Source organism: Helicobacter rappini (genome assembly GCF_900198625.1).
Lineage (GTDB): Bacteria > Campylobacterota > Campylobacteria > Campylobacterales > Helicobacteraceae > Helicobacter_A > Helicobacter_A rappini.
Genome location: NZ_FZPK01000015.1, coordinates 1 through 21089 on the forward strand (window position 1 = coordinate 1; position 21089 = coordinate 21089).

Below are 21089 nucleotides of genomic sequence, written 5' to 3' on the forward strand. Positions count from 1 at the left end.
AGCTGTGGTGTGCTCATCATCACAATATCAGCTTTAAGGCTATTAAGACGAGAGATAGCCTTAGGACTATCGCTACTACCGATGTATTCAAATTGTGCGTTGGGGTTGTGGTTTTGCGTTGTGTGTTTGTTTGTGTTATTAGATTCTAGGTTTTTATCATATTGGGTGCGTAAGTGCGAAATATCTTTTTTGGTTTCTATGTTAGATACTTCGCCCAAAGGCTCAGTATGACAAGTGGTTGTAGATTCTAACTTCTGTATAGAATCTTTTTTAGAATCTAAATCTTTTGTATATAGTTCAAAATCCTCTTTTGATGAAGTAAGATAGGTGTAAGGATAAGAGATGGAATCTAGATAAGTTAATATAGGCTTAAAAACATTGTGATATTGCTTGCCCTCACTATAAAAGACAAGTTTATGATTTTCTTGCTTACCTTTCTTAAGCTTTACTCCCCCGCCAGATGTCAAAGAAATAACTTTATAAAAAATACTTTTGAAGAAAAAGAGAGCTGAAGCAAAAAGAGCAATGGCAGATGAAAGCAATAAAGAGCCAGTGCCCGGATCAAGATAGGCAAATGCTATGCTAGGTGATAGGCATAGCAGAATAAAAAATGAGAGAATGGGTTTCATGTAAATCCTTGAGTATTATTTTAAGCTAGCATTAGTATTTGATAATTAAAATTTGACAAAAACAAAAATAAGTCGAGATTATAACATATATTATAGTTTTTTTTTGCTTTATGAGTTCATATAGAAAGCCTTGCAGCAATAAATTATCTCATCAAAACAAAGCTTACATGCACATTAACACAAAATTTATCCCCATTTTTCGTAGCTATAAAGCTTTATGCTACAATATGTTTTATTTAAGTTTTAAGGGGAATGTATGTCGATTTTTCGTGAATATGATATTCGAGGTATTTTTGAAGTTGATTTAACAAAAGAAGTGGTAGTAAAAATTGGCTATTTACTTGGAGAAGAGATTAAAAAGCATGATAATAAAGTTGCCATTGGATATGATGCAAGGACGCATAGTCCTACTCTCTTTGAATGGCTTAGCTATGGACTACAAGCAAGTGGATTAGAGGTCTTTAATCTTGGCATGATTCCCACACCTGTTGCGTATTACTGCACTTTTAGCACAGAAATTAAAAGCTCGATTATGATTACAGGCTCGCATAATCCACCGCAATACAATGGCTTTAAAATCACAATCAACAAAGCCCCATTTTATGGAGAACAGATTCAAGCACTTGGCAGAAAAATGGCAAGTATCAATGTGCCACATATCACACAAAAAGATTCAGTAAAGCTTAATGTTTTAGAATCTTATATAGACTACATGACAAAAGAGTTTGCGATATTAGAGGACTTAAAAGAGACTATTATATTTGACTGCGGTAATGGCGTGGCGGGCATTGCTTTGACAAAGATTATAGAGAATCTAGGATTGATGGCTATCCCCTTATACTTTGAGCCAGATGGCACTTTCCCAAATCATCACCCAGACCCAAGCGAAGAGCATAATCTAGTGGATATACAAAATGCCCTAAAAGCACACAACGCCCATATTGGTATCGCATTTGATGGTGATGCTGATAGAGTAGCCCTAATCTCACAGAATCACAACTTTAAAGGCGATGAGTTGGCTATACTTTTCGCACGAGACATTGCAAAGACTATTACAAATCCAACGATAATAGGCGAGGTCAAATGCTCTCAAGTCATGTATGATAGCATTAATGCGATAGGCAAAAGTGTAATGTATAAAACAGGACATAGCAATCTTAAAGTCAAGCTAAAAGAGCTAAACGCACAGCTTGCATGTGAGATGAGTGGGCATATATTCTTTAATGATAGGTATTTTGGCTATGATGATGCGATATATGCGGCTTTAAGGATTCTGGAGCTAATCTATAAAGAGAAGCAAACTCATAAGAATCTAAAAACGCCCATTGAGACATTGGAAAATAGCATAAAATCCCTGCCAAAAACTTATAGCACACAAGAAGAAAAGATAAAAACAGATGAAGCACAGAAGTTTCACATTATAACGAGTTTGCAGACTAGATTGCAAGAGATTCTAAAAGCGCAAAAAGAGGGCAAAAATACAGACTTTTCAGCAGATTTTCCGGAGATTGTAGAGATTATTAGCATTGATGGTGTGAGAGTTGTGTTTAAAGATGGCTGGGGGCTTGTGCGTGCGAGTAATACGACACCCACACTTGTTACGCGTTTTGAAGCCTATACAGAAGAGAAGTTATCACTCTATAAACAAGCACTTTTAAGCCTAATCAAGCAATAATGTAAATAAAAGGAATGCAAGATGAAGCAACCCTTAAAAAAGATATAGAATCTAAAAGTAAGGACTTATCACAGAACGATAACACAAAGTCTAGCCAATCACAAGATTAGTTTAAAGCTTTGCTGTGCTTAAATGATAGGTTATTTTAGATTCTAATGATTAAATTGCATAAGGCATGTTTATTGAAAAATCACTTCATCATGGATATTTCCATCTAAAAAGTGAATTGCTCTGTGTGCGTATTGTGCCATGTCTGGCTCGTGCGTTACCATAAGGATCGTAATATTCATATCGCGATTTAGTCGTGTTAGAATCTCCATAACTTCATTACTTCTTTTTGTATCAAGATTACCTGTTGGCTCATCAGCGAGTAAAAATAAAGGCTTCATAACGATTGCACGCGCTATGGCTACACGCTGACACTGCCCACCGCTAAGCTCTCCGCTACTATGATGCGACCAGTCCGCAAGTCCCACCATATCAAGTGCTTCAAGTGCGATTTTTTGCCGCTCTCTTTTGTGCATACCGCGATATATGAGCGGTAACTCCACATTCTCAAGCGCAGAAGTCCTTGATAAAAGATTAAAACCTTGAAAGATAAATCCCATATAATGCCGCCGCAATAATGCCCTTTGTGTCCGTGTCAGCGTAAAAACATCAACACCATTGAAATAATACTTGCCCGTTGTAGCAATATCAAGGCAGCCAAGTATATTCGCCATTGTGGATTTACCTGACCCAGAAGGACCCATGAGGGCTACAAACTCACCTTTTTTAATCTCTAAATTCACACCATGTAGGGCTTGAAAAGTATTTTTACCCTTGCCATAAGTCTTTGTTATAGAATCTAGCTGTATGAAACTCACAATTTTCCCTTACAAAATCTTTGATAGATCTAAAAAAACTAAAAAATTTAGCTCGTCATATTTTATATAAAAAATTTCACAAAAATATTAAAATACAACAGCAATGCAAACCTATATAAAGCTAGTTTCTAAACAAAAAGTATATAATATTGCTAAATTAAAATAAACACTAATAACTCTCACTCTCACTAGGAAAAGCTGCATTTTTTACATCATTAGCATAGTTACGCACAGCTTCTTTTAGCATACTTTTACCATCGCAATACTGCCTTACAAATTTAGGCTTAAACGCATCAAAAAAGCCAAAAGCATCACTCCATACAAGAATCTGCCCATCACAATGCACCCCCGCACCAATGCCAATAGTAGGCACTTTCACTGCTTGTGTAATCTTTTGTGCGACATTTGCTTTTACCCCCTCACAAAGTATGCCAAACACACCTGCTTCTTGCATAGCAATAGCGCTCTCTATCAATTCATTTTCCTCTAATTCATTTTTACCTTTTACTTTAAATCCACCTTCAAAACGCATGAATTGCGGCTTTAAGCCAATGTGAGCCATAACTGCGATCCCCTCACTACAAAGTGCTTTTACAATATCAAGTTTAGCAAAATCTACTTCTATTTTCAGCGCATCAACACTGCATTCCTTGTAATATTTAAGCGCATTTTTTAATGCCATTTTCTTTGTCGCATAAGTCCCAAAGGGCATATCTCCAAGAATGAAAGAATGCTTTGCTCCAGCACACACCGCCTTTGTGTGATAAATCATCTCATCAAGGCTTGCACGCAAAGTCTCACTCTCACCACCAAAACTCATTTTAAGACTATCACCGACTAAAATCATATCGACTTCACCATCAAAGATTCTCGCCATAAGTGCATCATAAGCCGTGATTGCTACAATTTTTTCTTTACCTTTTTTTGCACGAAGTGTATTTAGCGTTACTTTTTTATCTAGCATTCTTGTCTAACCTTGTATGAATTTTAGGGCTTTATTGTAGCATAACTTTCATAAAATCAAGTCGTAATAACGCCTATTCCACGAAGCCCAGAAATAATCATTTTCACTCCCATAGCAATGATAAACACAAGGGCTATGCGTGAAAAAATGTATAAAATAAGTTTGCCAAATATTTTTTCAATAGTCGCTGCATAATGAAATAATGAAAACATAAATAAAAACGCACACATAATCGCCCCAATGGCAACTAACATGCTTTTATCTTCTGCGATAACAATAATAGTCGCAAGTGTGCCCGGACCCACAAGCATGGGGAATGCCATGGGGATAATGCTTTTGCGGAATAATTCATCAAACTTTAAATTCTGATAGCTTGAAAAATCTTGTATTGTCGAAGAAAAAAGCAGGTTTTTTAAACTCATAACAATAAGGATCAAACCCCCTGCAATACGCACATCATCAAGGCTTACACGAAATAAATATTTCATAATAAAAGACCCGGTAAATAAAAACACAAGCACAATGCAAAAAGCAGTAAAAACGATATTTCTAAAAAGCTTTTTCCGCATGGGCTTTTTTACGCCCTCTGTCATTGAGATAAACTGCGGGAGATTACCAAAAGGATTTAAGACTGCAGTTACAGCGATAGCCCCAACAAACAATGCGTGTAAATCAGATTCCATACCGCTAAACATTTTTGCCCTTTATTTCAAAATCTTGCTATTATATTCTAAAATTACATATTTTCATAGATATGACTTAAGAAAGTGTTAGAATCTATTTATAAAAGCTACTTTGAATGTCTGTTATAATTACTTCGGAAAATAACAAAAGGATAAATATGCAAACAATAGCTATCGTAGGTCTAGGCAATATCGGCACAAAATATGCGATGACAAGGCATAATATGGGCTTTTTAAGCTTGTATGCCATCACGCAAATGCTAAATAATCCCTATATACTACACAACTCTTTGGACTATCAAAATACTAAAACTTTACTTGGCGATCTTGAAAGTCTTGTAGATAAAAAAAAGGGCATAATGCAATGGCAAAATCAAAAAAGTATGCAAAGCTTTCAAGCAAAAATTAGCCTTAAAGACTTTGTATCGCCTTTAGAGTATTTTCCATTTTTCTTAACTCAACTCAAATGTCTAAATCCACATAAAAAGCCCTTAGATAGCCTAGAACTACAAAAAATTTTTAGAGAGAAATTAGGAAGTTTATCAAATGAATATGAGATTCTATGTATCGCTCCAACCACCTTTATGAATAGAAGTGGTATCGCACTTCAAAGCATTGAAAAGAAGTGTAATATCGCCCAAATGATTGTTATCTATGATGATTTAGATACTCGTTTTGGGAATCTTAGCTTTCGTTATAAAGGCGGAAGTGGTGGGCATAATGGCTTAAAATCAATCCATGAATATGTGAAGAGAGATTATTTGCGTGTAAAGCTTGGGATTGGCAATAATATCATATTGCATGACATGCTAGATTCTCTTGTAGCGCATAACACACGAGTAAGTATAGAATCTTTTAGGACACTTTTTTATGAAACCTATTTAGAAAAGCTATGTATGGCAAAAATCTTTAAAACAAAAAGCCTTTTTAAAGTTATGGAATCTAAAATTTTTATGGATAAAAATTTAGATTCTAATGATTTTAATATTGGGTGTCAGCAAATGTCTAGCATGGATTCTAATCCTTGTCGTGTTGAGTGCAACAAAACATCTAACAAAAATTTTGAAAAAGATATTTCAAATACAACTCAATATAATAAGATTTTAGAATCTCAACCATTTGGACGGGTGCAGGGCGTAGGGGTGCAAGATAATGAGAATTTAGAATCTACTCAAAGCACAGATTCTATAAATAGCGTTGCAACAACACAGAATAAAGATTCTAAAACTTCCACCCCAAACACAGACTTAACACAAAAAATAGATTCTATAAAACAAGAAGACTACGAAGCTATTATGAATCTCTTTTCTTCACATCAAAAAAGTGGCGATAAAGAAGTGGCAAACTATGTTTTATCGCCATTTAATACGCATGAAAAAACTCTTTTAGCACCCCTTTTAGCATATAATGGGCTTGTAGTTATGGCTACATTATTTGAATGGGCGTATAGAAATCACAATACTCAAACAAGCACAGATTCTACACAAACTCAAACTTTCATGCCCCTTGATCCTTTTTCTGTGCTACTCAAATAGGCTACGCAGCTCTCTTTTTAACGACATAAAGTATAATTTTCTTAATTTTTAGTAACTCTAAGTTAAGATTGTTATCATAAAACCTTAACGCTAAGAAACTCATATACACATCGCTTAGTTTATACATGCTTGTAAAATATATAGACAAATATGAATTAAAGCTTAAATATACTATCCAGTCGTAAGAAAAGATTTGGGTGTGCCAACTTAATATTCTTTGCAAATGCCTTTGCATCAATATCTTGAATATTTCCATTTGATTGCTTGTAGGAATGAAACTCATGCAGGGCTACTGCCATTGTATCTTCTAAATCAATTGGCATAAGCTCTCTTATCTCATATCGTAAAAGCATTAAAAACTTCTCTTCATTATGTTGTTGAATATGTCCTAAAAGATTCTGTAGGGCAAATTGTGGCAGGGCGACAAATTCCTTTCCTTCTGTGGTCTTTAGAAACCACGCTTCATTTTCATTAAAATCCCCCTCTACAAACTCAAGCAGCCATCTAGCATCATCTAGCTTTGCCATATAGGCTACATTGCTCAGAGTTTGCAGGCTTTCTACTAGCTTTTTCTTGTCGTATTTTGTTCGTTTAGCCATACCATTACTCCTTTTTGTGCGTGAAGTCTGTTGTGTGCTTCTTCAATAATCTTGCTTTGTTTCCCATCAATTACTTCTTCACTTACCTCTAATCCACGATATGCAGGCAGACAATGCAAGAAAATCGCATTTTCATGTGCTAAAGACATGATTTTAGAATCTACCTTATAATCCTTAAAGTCCCACATACGCGTCTCTTTTTCGTTCTCTTGCCCCATTGATACCCAAGTATCTGTTGTGATAACATGTGCGTCTTTTGCAACACTAAAAATATCATCAGTGATGACTATTTTTGCACCACTCTCTTGTGCGTTTTTCTCTGCGATTTCTACAATATCCTTGCTAGGCATATACTTCTTAGGACAGGCAAGTCGTATCTCAAAGCCAAGCTTTGAAGCAAGCATAAGCCATGAGTTTGCCATATTATTCCCATCGCCAATATAGGCTACAATGGGCTTTGCAATGCTATTTTTTGCTCCCACATCATGCAGTATAGAATCTGGCACAAATATACCGCATTCAATCATAGTGAGATAATCTGCTAAAAGCTGCATAGGGTGAAATACATCGCTAAGCCCATTAATCACAGGCACACTTGAAAACCTAGCAAACTCTTCTAGCCTCTCGTGCATGTGTGTTCTCACCATAATCATATCCACCATAGAGCTAATCACAGCTGAGCTATCGCGGACGATTTCCCCTCTGCCAAGCTGTAATTCATTATTTGACAAAGAGATTCCAAAGCCACCTAGCTGATAGATCCCCACTTGAAAGCTCACACGAGTGCGAGTAGAGCTTTTCTCAAAAATCATTGCAAGGGTTTTGCCCTTAAGATATGGTGTCGCAATGCCATTTGTATATTCAGTTTTAATTTTTATCGCAAGTGCAAGCATTTCTAGAATCTCATGCTTTGTAAAATCATTGATAGTTAGAAAATGTCGCATGTTTATCCTTCATATCGCAATAAAGTAAAAGTGTAATATTACAATAAAACGCTAGAAAAATAGCTTTTTATAGAGAATTTCAGCTTATCACTGGATTTTGTGTTTAGATTCTAAAGATTCTTACCATCGTTACATTTTGTGCCGTGTCACGAAGTGTTTTATCCAGCATGTTTTAATCAAACACATTTTTATCTTGATAAAGTGAGGGGATACCAGATTGATTAAGCTCTTTGTAGGAATCACAACCTTTTTGCATACCCATATCACATGCCTTGCCATAAAACTCTTTTGCAAGTGACAGATTATGTGCTAAGGCTTTTCCTGCTTCATGCAAGTTACCAAGTGTGAAACAGGCATTAGGATACTTTAATTTACATGATTTTTTATAGAGTGTAGCAGCTTTTTCATAGTCTTGTCTTACACCTTTGCCATGCTCATAAAAATTGGCATTCATAAAACATGATGGAGCATGTTTTTTATCACATGCTTTTTCAAAATATGGCATTGCCTCTACAAAATTATTATTCTGTGCTTTATATAAGCCGATAAAGTAGCAACCATTCATATCTTTTTTATCGCATGCTTTTTCAAAATAGGACATTGCTCGTTTTATAGAATCTGCATATAAAAATATTTCGCCTATCACGCTACATTCATTTTTTGCCTTGCATTCATCTAGGGTTTTTAAGCCGATTCCAATAACTATTTTACATGATTCTGCGTTCTTATTAAGGCATTGTTGCGTATGGACTTCCCAAGTCTCTTTGCTGAAATTATTTGGCTTTTCTGTGCGTATGGAATCTAGTATATTTGCAAAACACACAGAAAATGTAGCCATCACAAAGAATACAAAACGCATAAAACCCCACTTTTGCCGAAATATTCTGTGAAATTTTACATTATTTCTCTATAAAATAAACTTAAAATAAAATATATATGTTTAGTAACTATTTGTTAGCTTTTATAAAGCTACATTTTAATCTCGCATAGAATCTTAAGATTCTGTGTTTTATATTTTTAAAGATTTTTTAGTAAATGCTCTAAAACTTTATAAAAGTTATCTTTTGTGGTTTTCTCTAAACGCTCATCTTTTGCACTCTCATCATCTTTTGCCCATAGAATGTGCTTTTTAAACGCTGATGATATACCACTACTTTTCTTTTCTAAACCATATTTTTCATAATCTTTTTTGCTGAATAGAGATTCTATCTCTTTAAATTTAGAATCTATTTCGCTAAGTTTAATAATATCTAGCTTATCATAACCCTTTTCTTTCTTTATGCTTTCAATCTCTTTGCTTGCTTCATCAGAATCTACTAGCAAGATAGGATCTTTACATTGTCCCATAAGCTTTTCTAATACAATGGCTTTTTCGCTAGAATCTTTACCTAAACCACATATTGGTAAAAAGACAATATCTAGCTTTTCATTTCTCTCTTTTTGTAATAAAAGCTTAAAGGCGCTCAAATAGTTATAATCTGTAATGCCCTCTACAAAAACAAGCCTTACATTCGGCGGATAGAATACATGCATATCTACACCAAATGCCCTTTTAATCTCTAAAAATGTATCTGTATCGCTTGATTGTATGCGTGAAAAGTCATTTTGTATGCTAACGCCTTTTAGCTCTTTGTCTTCGCGGTTTTTAATGATTCTTACTTCATTTAAAAAGTCAGAATCTATCCAAAATAAATCATGCGTTACAATCACAAAGGTGATCCCATTCTCTTCGCCATATTTGCGTAAAAACTCCGCACACTCTTTTCTTGCTTTAGGTGAGAGATTGTGGGCTGGCTCGTCCATTAGCACAATATCCCCACTTTTTAGAATCTTGCCATTTAAGAGATTGAAATATAGGTTAAAAAACCATTTAAAGCCTGTGGATTGCTGCTCTAGGATTAATACATCACGATCGGTTACACCCTCTCCATTAATTTTGTAAGCGGCAAAAGAGATTCTATGCTCTTCTAGTCGTATCTCAAAAGCATATCCATCATTATCATTTTTCCCAAAGATTTCATTAACTCTTTTTGTTACAATATTCTTAATCCTCTCATTTATGACTCTTTCTTGGTTGCTTAAAAAAGCTGGGGTGGTTTTAGCTTTTTTATACGCATTAAGGACACTAAACATTGGCTGATTGATTGCGTTAAAAAGAGATTGGAAAAATCTACTTTCACCAAGCTTATCAAGTGAAACAATTAAATCATCATTTTTAAACTCATCTCTTATATCATTGTAGTTAAAGACTTGTGGTAAAAAGAGAGAATCTTTACTCCCAATCTCTATTACACCACTTTCAAACACTTCCTCTAGCACTTCATCCGCATTTTCATAATTTTTTGTTGTATTGCTTATTTGCTCTTTTATTTCTTTTGGCGTGATAAAGGTAAATTCTAGCTGGTCGCCTTCATTGTTTTGCTCATACATTGCACTTACTTCTTGTATAAAATCTTGCATTTGCCTATAGGCTTGTGTCATTGTGTCATAATCTTTAGCAAAGTATATGTTGCGTTTGACTTTCTGCCACGAATCGCTATTTTGCATAGAATCTAGAAGCCCTAGCTCATTATCATCGTCTGTAAATTCATCTATAATATCGATGGCTGATTCCAATAGCTCATTATATGCTTGTCCCATATCATCATAATATTTACTTTTGAGCTGAATATCCTGAGAATAGCTTGTCTCCATATTTTTTAGCTTTGAATAATTTGCCAATAACTCTTTTTCATTTTTGCTCTCTTTTACCTTATTAGAGATATCAAATATCTCTGCTTTATAGTTTGCCAATAACTCTTCTTCTCTTTTGCTTTCTTTAACTTTATTAGAAGGGTAAAATATCTCTGCTTTATCTAGTAAAAACTTTGTATAGATTCTAATAGCTGCTTTTAGGGCTTCTTTATTATTGCAACATTCATATTTTATCTCGCCATCTTGTTGCTGTATTGCAGCTAAAGTGCGAGAGACATATTTTGCCCCCCCCCCCCCATTGTTTGCCGCTGCTGCTGCTTGTGTATAATCTCTTAACACAAAGCTTAAATCTGGCTCACAAGCTTCATAGTTTGAAAAATTGGGAATATCATTTTCATCAAAAGCCTTTGCATTCCCAAACATAAACTTTGCTAAAGCACGATTTACATTACTCTTACCTGTGTTATTTTCACCAATAATGGTTACTAATCCACCATGATGATCGCCTGTATAACTTGTATTTAGGACTAATTCTTCTGGTTTATCGCTTAAGTTATAATCAGAATCCATTTTGCTAACGCCGATATTTTTGAAGTTTTTGATTACCAAAACTCTTTGCTGTGTTTCTTTTTTCGCCATAATATGCTCCTTATAATAAAATTAAAGTTTTAAACCAAGACTTTCATAAAGCTTTAAAAGTGGTTGCAAAAATGCCTTGCTTTCATCACTCAATGTGTCTTTCTCTAAAAGTTCATAACATGAAATAAAATAGCCAAGTAAGTCATCAAAGCGATTAGATTCTAAAAGCAGGGTAATGAAAGCATCTTTTTGTGCGTTGCCTGTGATTGCCACTCTACCCATTGCCATGCTGCCTTGAAAATCTCTCTCTTTAAGTCTTAAGATATTTTGCGTGATATAGATAAAGACATTTTTCGCGTTGATAAACTCATTTTGTGTAATGTAGTTAAACAATGCGATATAACTAGAATCTAGATTTTCTAGCGTATTATTTTCATAAGATTCTATATGCTTATAGAGTGTGGGGCGTGATATATCTAGCATGTTTGCTAAATCTACAATCTTTATGCCTAACTCCCGCAGGCGATCTCTTAATGTGCTATTTTTATCCATATTATGTCCTTTATGCTTAAAATATTAGCACACTTTACATATATTGTCAATATAAATGTAAAATATTTTTACAAAAATAGTAAAAACTTTACACTATTAGCTATCAAGGTTTATTACAATCTGTTTGTATCCATGTAGATTCTATCTCGTTATAGTCTTGTTGTAGACAGAAATTTAGGCTTTGCTTATTTAAAAGATTTTCAAAAAGTTTTTCATACATGAGCGGATATTGCTGCTTTTTGTGATAGAGAGAATCTATTTGCGTGCTATGTGTAAGGGCTTCATGCCTTAGATATTGAAAATACTCATATTTATGATAAAAAAGTGCTAAAAAATAGAATATAAATATACATAAGGTTGTAAATAAAAGCATTTTTAGGAATGAACGCATACTATAAAATGCCCTTGCATAAAAGTGAATATAAGCTGGTTTTGTGCGGATATACTCTAATGCAAGTAGTTGCAAACATTCTTTCAAAGGCAGGTTAAATAGGCTTACAATGTCCTTAAAGTCTAGCAATAAATCTGCCTTACCGCTAAAATCACAATAAAAAATCTCACCAAAATCCTCAATCAATGAGTAATAATTCTGCAAAGCTTCAGTGCGCTCCAACACAATGCTTATGGTTAAAAAGCCCTGTGCGTAATGGCATAAGGCATGTTTGCTAGAATCTTGAAAAATGATGGTGTAGCGTTTTAAATGCGGGTAGAGTGTGAAAAGCGATGAAAACATTTCAAGTGGGTTTAAGCATAGAATCTTGCCTGAATACTTTAGGGCATAAGATTCTAGAACTTCACTTTTTATCGCAAAAAGCTGGAAGTTAAAATGTGTTTTGTTTTGGCTTTGCAGGAAATATTTGCATTCATGGTTGTAAGGTATTAATCCATTGCTTTTTGCTTTTAGTGGCACGATGGAATCTAGCATATTTGGGCTTTTTAACTCGCTTTTTTCAATGTCAATATTACTTGCTTCTAATGAGTTTAGCGGCAGGATTGTATAATACATTCTCATACTTTTCTTGCGATGAAATATATTTGCTAGTGAGTGTGGCTTTGTGTGATTGCTATTTAATTGATCTAATGTAATATAGGGCTTTTTTAGGGCGTGGAGCAAGGGGGTTAGATTTGCTTGAGTTAGATTCTGTGTGGAATGGATTGTATCTTTTGTGCTGGGATTTTTATTTGTTGTTTGTGTGAAGTATAAATTTCGTGTTAAATCTGCTTGGGGCTGGGAGTTTAGGGCATGATTTTTGGAATCTAGGTTTTGTGCTACTTGTGCGGATACTGGACTTTGGGGCATAGATGTTATAGAATCTAGATTTTGTTTATTGTCATTTTGAGCGTTAAGCAAAAAATCTGTTTTAGATTCTATATTAGATGTTTCGCTACGCTCAACATAACAAGCTGGTTTAGAATCTAGATTCTGTGCTGAATTTGGGTGGGCTGCGGGGTTTAGAGCGTAATTTTTAGAATCTAGATTCCGTTGTAGCTCTATGCTAGATATTTCCCTTTCGCTTTGCTCAAGGTCAATATGACAAGCTGTCGTATTGAAATCTAGATTCTGTGTTGATTTACTTATGGAATCTTGCGATTTGCTGACACTAAGGCTAGGTTTTAGATTTTCCCTATTTTGTACCACTACACCCTGCACCCACCCATTTGGATTAAACTCTAAATTCTCTGTTGTTTGCGTGATAGCTGTATTCTGTAATGTGGAATGTATAGAATTTAAACTTTCAATATTATTTAAATTAGCACTAAATCTTAAGTCGTAATTGCTAGATTCTAACTTCTCATTATTATCCTGAAAATCACTTAAGCCTTCTAAACTCATGCTAGATTCTAGACCTGTTTCATTTTGTGCTACATAAGGCTGGATAGATTCTATAGCGTCTCTCTCGTTATTGTAGGCAGTATTACATGCAGATTTTTTATTTGGTGTAGAATTATTAGTATCTAAAGAAGTCTTTAAGTGCGGATATAAGTCAATGTAAGTATAAGTAGCAATATGCGTATGCCAAAAGTCCTTAAATGCCCTATACTTGCGTATAATTGCATTCAATATCTGCATTATGCACCCAAAATACACACTTTAAAACTTCAATCTTACACGAAAGTTGTGCCACCATCAATGACGATTGTCTGCCCTGTTAGCCAAGAGCTTTGCGTATTATCACAAAGGAAGAATGCAGCCCCCGCTAAGTCATTTGGCGTTCCCATTCTTTTTAATGGACTTTGTTCTTCAACCTTTGCTTTTACCTCATCATAATCTGGAAAAGCTTTTAGTGCGTCTGTGTCAATAGGTCCGCCACTCACTGCATTTACGCGGATATTAAACTCACCTAAATCTTGTGCGGCGTATTTTACCATTGTTTCTACTGCATTTTTAGAGTTGCCATGCCCTGCATAGTTTGGCATATAGACAAGATTCCCTGTGGAGCTAAGTGTTACAATATTGCCACCGCCTACTTTTTGCATACGCTTAACCGCCTCTTGTGCGCCAACGACAAAGGCTAACACGGTTGCTGTGTAAATATTATTTAACCCCTTAGGCTTTAAACGCATAAATGGTGCAAACCCACCGACAACACTTCGTCCATAAATAATAGCATTTGATATAAAGAAATCCACTCTATCAAAATCTTTATCAATCTGCTCAAATAGCCCTACATACTGCTCTGGCTCTAATACATTAAGCGGATAATATCTTGCCTTGATTTGATACTTAGATTCTAAATCCTGTGCGATTTTTTGTGCTTCTTCTTCATTCTTATTATAAGTAAAAGCTACATTCACACCCTCTCGTGCAAAGCGATAAAGAATAGCCTTGCCGATACCCCGAGTAGCACCGCTTATAACTAGAGTCTTGCCTTTCATGTATTCACTTGTCAGTTGTTCTTTCATTTTTGCACCTCATAATGTTGTAAAGTTTTCTCAAGCAACGCTTTGCATTCCTTGCTTGGCTCACACAATGGCAGTCGATATTCTAAAGTAGGGATAAGCCCCTGCAAAAACATCGCCGCTTTGATAGGGATAGGATTGCTTTCAAAAAACAAAGCTTTATTTATACCATAAAGTTTATTAGAAATAGCTAAACTCTCATCATTTTTTTGCTCTATTGCAAAATGACAAAGGTTAGCAATATCTTGTGGGAAAATATTGCCCGTTACTGATACAACGCCACTTCCACCACTGCATAAAATCCCATAATTAAGTGCATCATCACCACTTAAAACATGGAATCTCTTCTGTGAATCAGCCTCTTGCATATTCATAAGCGAATACACTTTATCAAGCATACCGCTTGCTTCCTTAATTGCATATATATTTTTCACGGATTTAAAAAGCCTTATCGCTGTTTCTATCTCGATATTACAGCCTGTGCGTGATGGGACATTATAAAGCATAATAGGTATATTTACAGAATCTGCTATTGCCTTATAGTGTCTATAAATGCCCTCTTGCGTGGGCTTATTGTAATATGGGGCAACTGATAATATAGCATCTGCACCACACTTTTCTGCAAATTGCGCTAACTCAATGGCCTCAGTCGTATTGTTGCTCCCAGCCCCTGCTAATACCTTTATGCCTGTGTTTTTACATGTCTGCACGGCAATTTCTATACACTCTTTATGTTCGCTATGACTCATAGTAGCACTCTCACCTGTCGTGCCTGCTGGCACACATGCGTCCATACCATATTTGATTTGTCGCTTGATAAGATACTCGTAAGTCTGCGTGTCTATTTTTCCATTCTTAAATGGGGTGATTAATGCACTCATCGCACCTAATGGCATATATTCCTCACTTTTCATAGGCAAATAGCCGTTATGATACCTAAAAAATGTTAGAGTTTTGTATATTTTTACTTTTTCTTTGTTTTGTATTAGCTTGTGTGATTAGAGATTGTAAAATCATCATAATCATTCAGCATCCTATTGCTTTAAGACAATTAATAAAGGCAAAGTCAATCTTGAAAGCAATATTTAACACTTTAACTAGCTCTGTTTGTCTTACTGCCCAATCTTTTCCATTACGCCATCATCATTAATGGCGACCTCAAACATTTCAGAATCTTGAGGAAAAATTTTGTTCGTTGCTGGTGGGAAATGTCGTGTTAAAATGATTTGATTGCTATCTTTCCAGCTTGATTCTGTCGTGAGTTTTGCAATACCTAGCATTTTTTCTATCATTTTGCCTTTTTGTGTGTTTTCGGTGCGTAGCTTTTGTAGCTGTGTTGCCATATCTTTTTGCTCTTTTATTTGTCGCAATAAAAGCACATAGAATCCTAGCGTTTTCTTCGTCTCTGCATCAAGCTCAAAGCCTTCCTTTTTACTTCTGTCAATAACGGGTTTTAGATTATCAATGATAGGTTTTAGCTTCTGTGTTTTATCTGCTAATGCCCTGCAAAACGCTACGCGTGCGTTAATATCATCTTTTAGAAGTGAGTCTAGATGAATGATACTTGAGAGTTTTTCTCTATTCTCAAAATTAGCAAAAATATCAAAGCTTATTTGATTTTCATTGCCATTAATCGCTTTTAGATGAAGTTTCTCACAAAATTTAATATGCGTATTAGAATGCAGGTTAGATACCACAATGCTATCGCCTACAATTTTTGCACCTTGGGCATCAAGCACATTAATGCTTCCACCATAGACCTTGCCACTCTCTAGCTTATCAATATCAGCTTCTTTTGCATATAAGATTCCCTTATGGATATTGATACTTGCTTCATCGGCATACATAACTGCACTTTGATGGGTTTGCCCATTAATTGTCAGTTTTTTTGCTTTAATGATGACTTTTTCGCCAACCGTGCCTTTGATATTTACCACTTCAGCTTCAATAATCGCACCATTTTGCACCGCATCTTTTGTCTTATCTGGGCAGTCAATATCTACTTCTGCCATCTTTTCAACACCGCCCAAAATACTATTTGTGCGACCAACTTGCTGAAAAGTGCCTATATCAATAAGCCTTAATCCAGTCTCTGCAAACTCTACAATACCATGTCCATCTGCTTCGTATTTAACAACTTGACCTTCTTCTACTTTTCTTATGCCATTACCAGCTTCAGGCGGGGCTTTATACCTAAATGTCCCGCTTTCAAACTCTTTAGAATCTCCCTTGCCATCTTCATGTTTTGGTGTATTTAAATGCAAGTTTTTCATATCTATAAATTCACCTTGCAAGTTTCTACCAGAAGTAGGTATGGAATCTTTTAAGAAAAAACCGATAGGATCGCCCTCTGCAACCGCATAAAGTGCGTTTGGCATGGGACTTTTATAATTTTCTCTACACCATTTCTCTTCTAAAAGATTTGTAAAGCCTTGTTTCTTAATATCTGCTTTTGAGCGCAAGAATATAAATCTTTTCTCTTCCATAATCGTGCATGGTGGCGTAAAATTCTCACTTATAATCTTATCCACACGCATTTTTATCTGCTCTACGCTTGTAATAATAATGTCTTTTTGTATAAGAAATGCGGTGATATAGTCAGCGAGTTGAGCCTTATATTGCTCCCTATCATCGACAAAAAAGCCTTCTTTTAAGATTAAAACAGCATCTAAATGGCGATAACTAAAAGCAAAATTTAACTTTGAAAAATCATATTCTTTTGGTGTGATTTCAATATCAAATGTTTGATAGATTTCATCACTTGTTTGATTATAGGTTTCTTTAAAAAAGGTTGGGGCTAAAACTTTATCATCTTTTTTTAACATTGTATGTGTATGTGCAACATGAAAGCTACAATCATTAAAACTCAATTCAGAATCAGCACAAAACTGCGTAAGCTCTCTAACCCAATCACGCACACCTTTGAGTTTCTTTTTCGCAAAAAAAGTCATTGCCTTAACCTTAAAATCAAATTTTGTTTGTTACAATAGTTATCCCAAAAAATATTGCATATTCTACTATATTTTTGTAAAGAGTATAAAAAATGTTAGAAAAACATTCAAGCGAAAACATTAAAACGATAGATAATAACAAACAATTAAATAGAAAACAAAACAAGCTTAAACGATTTTTTCTTACCAATGCTTCTGGAATCTTGTGTTCTCGTGTATTTGGATTTTTGCGTGATGCCATTCAAGCAGCAGTGCTTGGGACAAGCATTTATAGCGATATTTTCTTTATTGCCTTTAAGTTTCCAAATATGTTTCGGCGTGTTGTGAGTGAGGGGGCTTTTGTGCAAAGCTTTTTGCCATTTTTTCTTAGTGCAAAGAAAAAGGGGGCATTTAGTGTGAGTATTTTTTGGATTTTTCTTTTTTTCATTCTCATTTTAAGCATACTTGTTATGTGGTTTGCCCCTTTTATTACAAAGATTCTGGCATTAGGTTATGATGAAGAGAGGATTAGTCTTGCTATGCCACTTGTGCGTATCCACTTTTGGTATCTTATATTAATCTTTATTGTAACTTATCTAAGCACACTACTGCAATATAAAAATATCTTTTGGGTTAATGCCTATAATACCGCACTTTTAAATATTGCTATGATTGTGGCTATGCTGCCTTATCAGTTTCAAACGAGCTTAACTGAAAAAGAGCTTTTTGAAGCTGTGTATATATTAAGCTATGCAGTCCTTATTGGCGGTGTGTGTCAAATACTCATTCATTTTTATCCGCTTTATAGGGCGGGATTATGGAAGTTGCAGTATATTGGTATGCTTTCACTCAAAAAGTGGTATAGAGATTCTAATATGACTATAAGTTTTAGGGGGATAAGATTTGGGAGTAAAGATTCTATTGCTTGTCATGTTGAGCGTAGCGAAATATCTCATATAGAATCTAATTCCACCTTAAATACCGCAAACAATCTAGATTCTAAACAGAATCTAGAATCTAAAAAAAGCATAGATAAAAATTCTGCGGAAGTATCTTTGAGTGATTTTGTGGGTTGTGTAGATATTGAAACAAGGAGTTACCTAAAGGGTAATGACGCAGTTTCAATATCAAACTCCCGCAAAAGCACCAAAGAGACAACGCAAGACTCAAGATTCTATACAAAAGCAAAACACAATATCTTACGCTTACTTGCTGACATTAAAGCCTTTTTTAAAGCCTTTTTCCCCGCTATGCTTGGGGCTTCTACCGCACAAATTATTGCTATTATTGACTCTAGTCTTATCACACTTTTGCCAAATTCAGATGGAGGCGTTAGCACACTAAACTTTGCAAATAGAATCTTTCAGCTACCTTTAGCCATCTTTGCTATTGCTATCTCTAGTGCATTATTCCCAACCATTGCAAAGGCGATTGAGCGAAAAGATGAAAAAATAGCTTTGCAAAATCTAAAAACAGCCTTTTGGTTTTTACTCATAACGCTTTCTATTTGCACGCTTGGTGGCATTATGTTGAGTAATGAAATCGTATGGCTTTTGTTTGAGCGAAAAAACTTTGTAAGAGAAGATACCCTGCAAGTTGCATGGGCGTTTATCGGCTATATGGCAGGACTCTTAGCCTTTGGCTTAACGCGGATTTTCTCCCTCTGGCTTTATGCGAAAAAGCAACAAGCAAAAGCGGCAAAATACTCTGTCATCGCACTTGCGGTTGGCACACTGCTTTCTGGAATCTTTATTTTTTTCATGCGATATTTTAGTATTACAGATGGCATACTTTGGGAATTGCGTTATTTTATAGTTGCACTGGCTGGGAGTATCGGTGGTGTTGTGCTTTTTGTTTTCAATATAAAAGCATTTGGGATTCACAATTTTTTAGCTATAATCTCGCATAAAAAATACGCCTTTTACCTACTTTTAGCACTTGGCGTAACATTTAGTATATTACAAATTTTCAAGCACTTTTTTCACATTACATAACACTAAGGAAGACAATGAAAGTTTATGATTCAAAACATAGGGATAAAATAGATCTCGTTCCGCTTAACTCAAATGAAATACGCATGTATATATGCGGTCCGACGGTCTATGATGACGCACATTTAGGACATGCTAGAAGTGCTATTAGCTTTGATTTACTCGCAAGATTCTTAGAGACAAAGGGCTATAAAGTCATAGTCGCTAAAAACTTCACAGATATTGATGATAAGCTGATTAATAAATCCTTTCAAACTAAAACTCCACTCAATGAACTAGCAAAGCATTATATCGATAAATACTTGCAAGATATGGAACCTTTAAATGTGAGAAGAGCCCACTTTGAGCCTCGTGCAACGGAGTTTTTAGAATCTATGTCAAATTTTATAGAATCCTTATTGCAAAAAGATATAGCCTATCGTTTGCCAAATGGAGATATTTGCCTTGAAGTGAGTAAAGATAAGAGTTATGGCACATTAAGTAGGCATTTAGATGATACAGATTCTGTGCATAGAGTTGAGGTAGAAGAGGGCAAGAGAGACCAAAGAGACTTTGTATTATGGAAAGCATACAAGGGAGAAAATGATATAGGCTATGAAAGCATATTAGGCAAAGGCAGACCCGGCTGGCATATTGAATGTTCTGCTATGATTGATTCTGTATTAGCATATAAAGATAAAGAATTTTGCATTGATATACATGCTGGTGGGCAGGATTTATTCTTCCCACATCATGAGAATGAAGCCTCACAAACTCGCTGTTTGCATAATAAGGAACTTGCGAAATATTGGCTACATAATGGCTTTGTTACCATTAATGGTGAGAAAATGAGTAAGAGTCTAGGAAATAGCTTTTTTATTAAAGACGCATTAAAGGTATATCATGGCGAAATACTGCGTAACTATCTCATAGGCACACATTACAGAAGCCCTTTGCATTTTAATGAAGAAGATTTACTGCAATCAAAAAAAAGGCTTGATAAAATATATCGCCTTAAAAAAAGGCTTGATTATGAAAAAGATTCTATACCTAAATTTTTACCATTTTCTAATGACACAGATTCTATAAAAGCAAATGAATGGGAAGAGTTTTTTAAGCCTTATATGAGTGAGATTCTAAAACAAGCTACAAAAGATTTTAGTGAAAAGTTTCTAGAATCTCTTAGCGATGATTTAAATATCTCACTTGCCCTAAGTGTGATTGAAGAGTTTATAAAAGAGGCAAACGAACACCTTGACACACAGCCAAAAGATAAAGCCTATAAAGCTCAAGCAAAAGCAAATCTAGCATTAATCGACTTTGTGCTAGGACTTGGGACTTTAAGTTATAGCGAATATTTTCAGCTTGGTGTAAGCGATGAAGAAAAGCTAAAGATTGAAACTCTCATAAAAGAGCGACTAGAAGCAAAGGCAGTAAAAGACTTTGTAAAAGCAGATTCCATACGAAATACTCTAGAAAATATGGGTATAAGCATCATGGATAAAAGCAAAGAGCATACAGAATGGGAGAAGTTTTAGGTTTTGTTTTTCTAAATTAAGTATTCCGTG

General features: G+C 35.1%; 17 protein-coding genes. 4 read left to right on the plus strand and 13 right to left on the minus strand.

Going from position 1 to position 21089, the window contains the following annotated elements; genetic code table 11:
- A partial coding sequence (locus tag C6H17_RS03800) for a hypothetical protein (protein WP_104731351.1) occupies positions 1-629 on the minus strand: 629 nt, incomplete at its 3' end.
- A gap of 256 nt (positions 630-885) precedes the next feature.
- Between C6H17_RS03800 and C6H17_RS03805 the strand changes: the two genes are divergently transcribed.
- Positions 886-2304 (plus strand): phosphomannomutase/phosphoglucomutase, encoded by a 1419-nt coding sequence (locus C6H17_RS03805; protein WP_005219358.1) that lies wholly within the window; start codon positions 886-888, stop codon positions 2302-2304.
- A 179-nt stretch (positions 2305-2483) separates the two neighbouring features.
- On the opposite strand, the gene C6H17_RS03810 is transcribed toward C6H17_RS03805, so the two are convergent.
- From C6H17_RS03810 to C6H17_RS03820, 3 genes are all read right to left on the minus strand, one after another.
- The gene (locus C6H17_RS03810; protein ID WP_005219359.1) at positions 2484-3170 is read right to left on the minus strand and encodes an ABC transporter ATP-binding protein; all 687 of its coding nucleotides are present in this window, start codon (positions 3168-3170) and stop codon (positions 2484-2486) included.
- A 169-nt stretch (positions 3171-3339) separates the two neighbouring features.
- Complete coding sequence (gene panB / locus C6H17_RS03815) at positions 3340-4134, minus strand: 3-methyl-2-oxobutanoate hydroxymethyltransferase (RefSeq protein ID WP_005219361.1); 795 nt, start codon at positions 4132-4134, stop codon at positions 3340-3342.
- Positions 4135-4190: 56 nt separating this feature from the next.
- Positions 4191-4829, minus strand: a complete 639-nt coding sequence (locus C6H17_RS03820) for a MarC family protein (protein WP_004084009.1) — start codon at positions 4827-4829, stop codon at positions 4191-4193.
- A gap of 146 nt (positions 4830-4975) precedes the next feature.
- Here C6H17_RS03820 and C6H17_RS03825 point away from each other — a divergent pair, with 146 nt between their 5' ends.
- Positions 4976-6352: an aminoacyl-tRNA hydrolase gene (locus C6H17_RS03825; protein WP_020995552.1), complete on the plus strand. Its 1377-nt coding sequence runs from the start codon at positions 4976-4978 to the stop codon at positions 6350-6352.
- A gap of 155 nt (positions 6353-6507) precedes the next feature.
- On the opposite strand, the gene C6H17_RS03830 is transcribed toward C6H17_RS03825, so the two are convergent.
- From C6H17_RS03830 to C6H17_RS03870, 9 genes are all read right to left on the minus strand, one after another.
- Complete coding sequence (locus tag C6H17_RS03830) at positions 6508-6951, minus strand: DUF2603 domain-containing protein (RefSeq protein ID WP_005219366.1); 444 nt, start codon at positions 6949-6951, stop codon at positions 6508-6510.
- Entirely contained in the window at positions 6915-7895 is a 981-nt protein-coding gene (argF, locus tag C6H17_RS03835) for an ornithine carbamoyltransferase (protein WP_004084016.1), read from the minus strand. Before argF ends, C6H17_RS03830 begins: the two co-directional genes overlap by 37 nt.
- A 172-nt stretch (positions 7896-8067) precedes the next feature.
- Positions 8068-8754, minus strand: a complete 687-nt coding sequence (locus C6H17_RS03840) for a tetratricopeptide repeat protein (protein WP_005219369.1) — start codon at positions 8752-8754, stop codon at positions 8068-8070.
- Positions 8755-8912: 158 nt separating this feature from the next.
- A complete protein-coding gene (locus tag C6H17_RS03845) occupies positions 8913-11228 on the minus strand; it encodes an AAA family ATPase (RefSeq protein WP_104731352.1) in 2316 nt (771 codons plus the stop codon).
- Positions 11229-11249: 21 nt separating this feature from the next.
- The gene (locus C6H17_RS03850; protein ID WP_005219377.1) at positions 11250-11720 is read right to left on the minus strand and encodes a hypothetical protein; all 471 of its coding nucleotides are present in this window, start codon (positions 11718-11720) and stop codon (positions 11250-11252) included.
- Positions 11721-11823: 103 nt separating this feature from the next.
- A complete protein-coding gene (locus C6H17_RS03855) occupies positions 11824-13791 on the minus strand; it encodes a hypothetical protein (protein WP_005219378.1) in 1968 nt (655 codons plus the stop codon).
- Positions 13792-13826: 35 nt separating this feature from the next.
- A complete protein-coding gene (locus C6H17_RS03860; RefSeq protein WP_005219380.1) occupies positions 13827-14624 on the minus strand; it encodes an enoyl-ACP reductase in 798 nt (265 codons plus the stop codon).
- Positions 14621-15517, minus strand: a complete 897-nt coding sequence (gene dapA / locus C6H17_RS03865; protein WP_020995553.1) for a 4-hydroxy-tetrahydrodipicolinate synthase — start codon at positions 15515-15517, stop codon at positions 14621-14623. The genes C6H17_RS03860 and dapA overlap by 4 nt, the downstream gene beginning before the upstream one ends.
- A gap of 216 nt (positions 15518-15733) precedes the next feature.
- The gene (locus tag C6H17_RS03870; RefSeq protein ID WP_005219382.1) at positions 15734-17572 is read right to left on the minus strand and encodes a hypothetical protein; all 1839 of its coding nucleotides are present in this window, start codon (positions 17570-17572) and stop codon (positions 15734-15736) included.
- Between the two features lie 92 nt (positions 17573-17664).
- Between C6H17_RS03870 and murJ the strand changes: the two genes are divergently transcribed.
- On the plus strand, positions 17665-19545 hold the full coding sequence (gene murJ, locus C6H17_RS12435) for a murein biosynthesis integral membrane protein MurJ (RefSeq protein WP_005219385.1): 1881 nt from the start codon (positions 17665-17667) through the stop codon (positions 19543-19545).
- 14 nt (positions 19546-19559) lie between these two features.
- Complete coding sequence (gene cysS / locus C6H17_RS03885) at positions 19560-21059, plus strand: cysteine--tRNA ligase (RefSeq protein ID WP_005219386.1); 1500 nt, start codon at positions 19560-19562, stop codon at positions 21057-21059.
- Positions 21060-21089 lie beyond the last annotated feature (30 nt).

Excerpts from the sequence above, each read along its gene's own strand:
- C6H17_RS03805 (WP_005219358.1), top strand. The coding sequence starts at position 886 with ATGTCGATTTTTCGTGAATATGATATTCGAGGTATTTTTGAAGTTGAT.
- panB (WP_005219361.1), bottom strand. The coding sequence starts at position 4,134 with ATGCTAGATAAAAAAGTAACGCTAAATACACTTCGTGCAAAAAAAGGT.
- C6H17_RS03820 (WP_004084009.1), bottom strand. The coding sequence starts at position 4,829 with ATGTTTAGCGGTATGGAATCTGATTTACACGCATTGTTTGTTGGGGCT.
- C6H17_RS03825 (WP_020995552.1), top strand. The coding sequence starts at position 4,976 with ATGCAAACAATAGCTATCGTAGGTCTAGGCAATATCGGCACAAAATAT.
- C6H17_RS03830 (WP_005219366.1), bottom strand. The coding sequence starts at position 6,951 with ATGGCTAAACGAACAAAATACGACAAGAAAAAGCTAGTAGAAAGCCTG.
- argF (WP_004084016.1), bottom strand. The coding sequence starts at position 7,895 with ATGCGACATTTTCTAACTATCAATGATTTTACAAAGCATGAGATTCTA.
- C6H17_RS03840 (WP_005219369.1), bottom strand. The coding sequence starts at position 8,754 with ATGCGTTTTGTATTCTTTGTGATGGCTACATTTTCTGTGTGTTTTGCA.
- C6H17_RS03845 (WP_104731352.1), bottom strand. The coding sequence starts at position 11,228 with ATGGCGAAAAAAGAAACACAGCAAAGAGTTTTGGTAATCAAAAACTTC.
- C6H17_RS03850 (WP_005219377.1), bottom strand. The coding sequence starts at position 11,720 with ATGGATAAAAATAGCACATTAAGAGATCGCCTGCGGGAGTTAGGCATA.
- C6H17_RS03855 (WP_005219378.1), bottom strand. The coding sequence starts at position 13,791 with ATGCAGATATTGAATGCAATTATACGCAAGTATAGGGCATTTAAGGAC.
- C6H17_RS03860 (WP_005219380.1), bottom strand. The coding sequence starts at position 14,624 with ATGAAAGAACAACTGACAAGTGAATACATGAAAGGCAAGACTCTAGTT.
- dapA (WP_020995553.1), bottom strand. The coding sequence starts at position 15,517 with ATGCCATTAGGTGCGATGAGTGCATTAATCACCCCATTTAAGAATGGA.
- C6H17_RS03870 (WP_005219382.1), bottom strand. The coding sequence starts at position 17,572 with ATGACTTTTTTTGCGAAAAAGAAACTCAAAGGTGTGCGTGATTGGGTT.
- murJ (WP_005219385.1), top strand. The coding sequence starts at position 17,665 with ATGTTAGAAAAACATTCAAGCGAAAACATTAAAACGATAGATAATAAC.
- cysS (WP_005219386.1), top strand. The coding sequence starts at position 19,560 with ATGAAAGTTTATGATTCAAAACATAGGGATAAAATAGATCTCGTTCCG.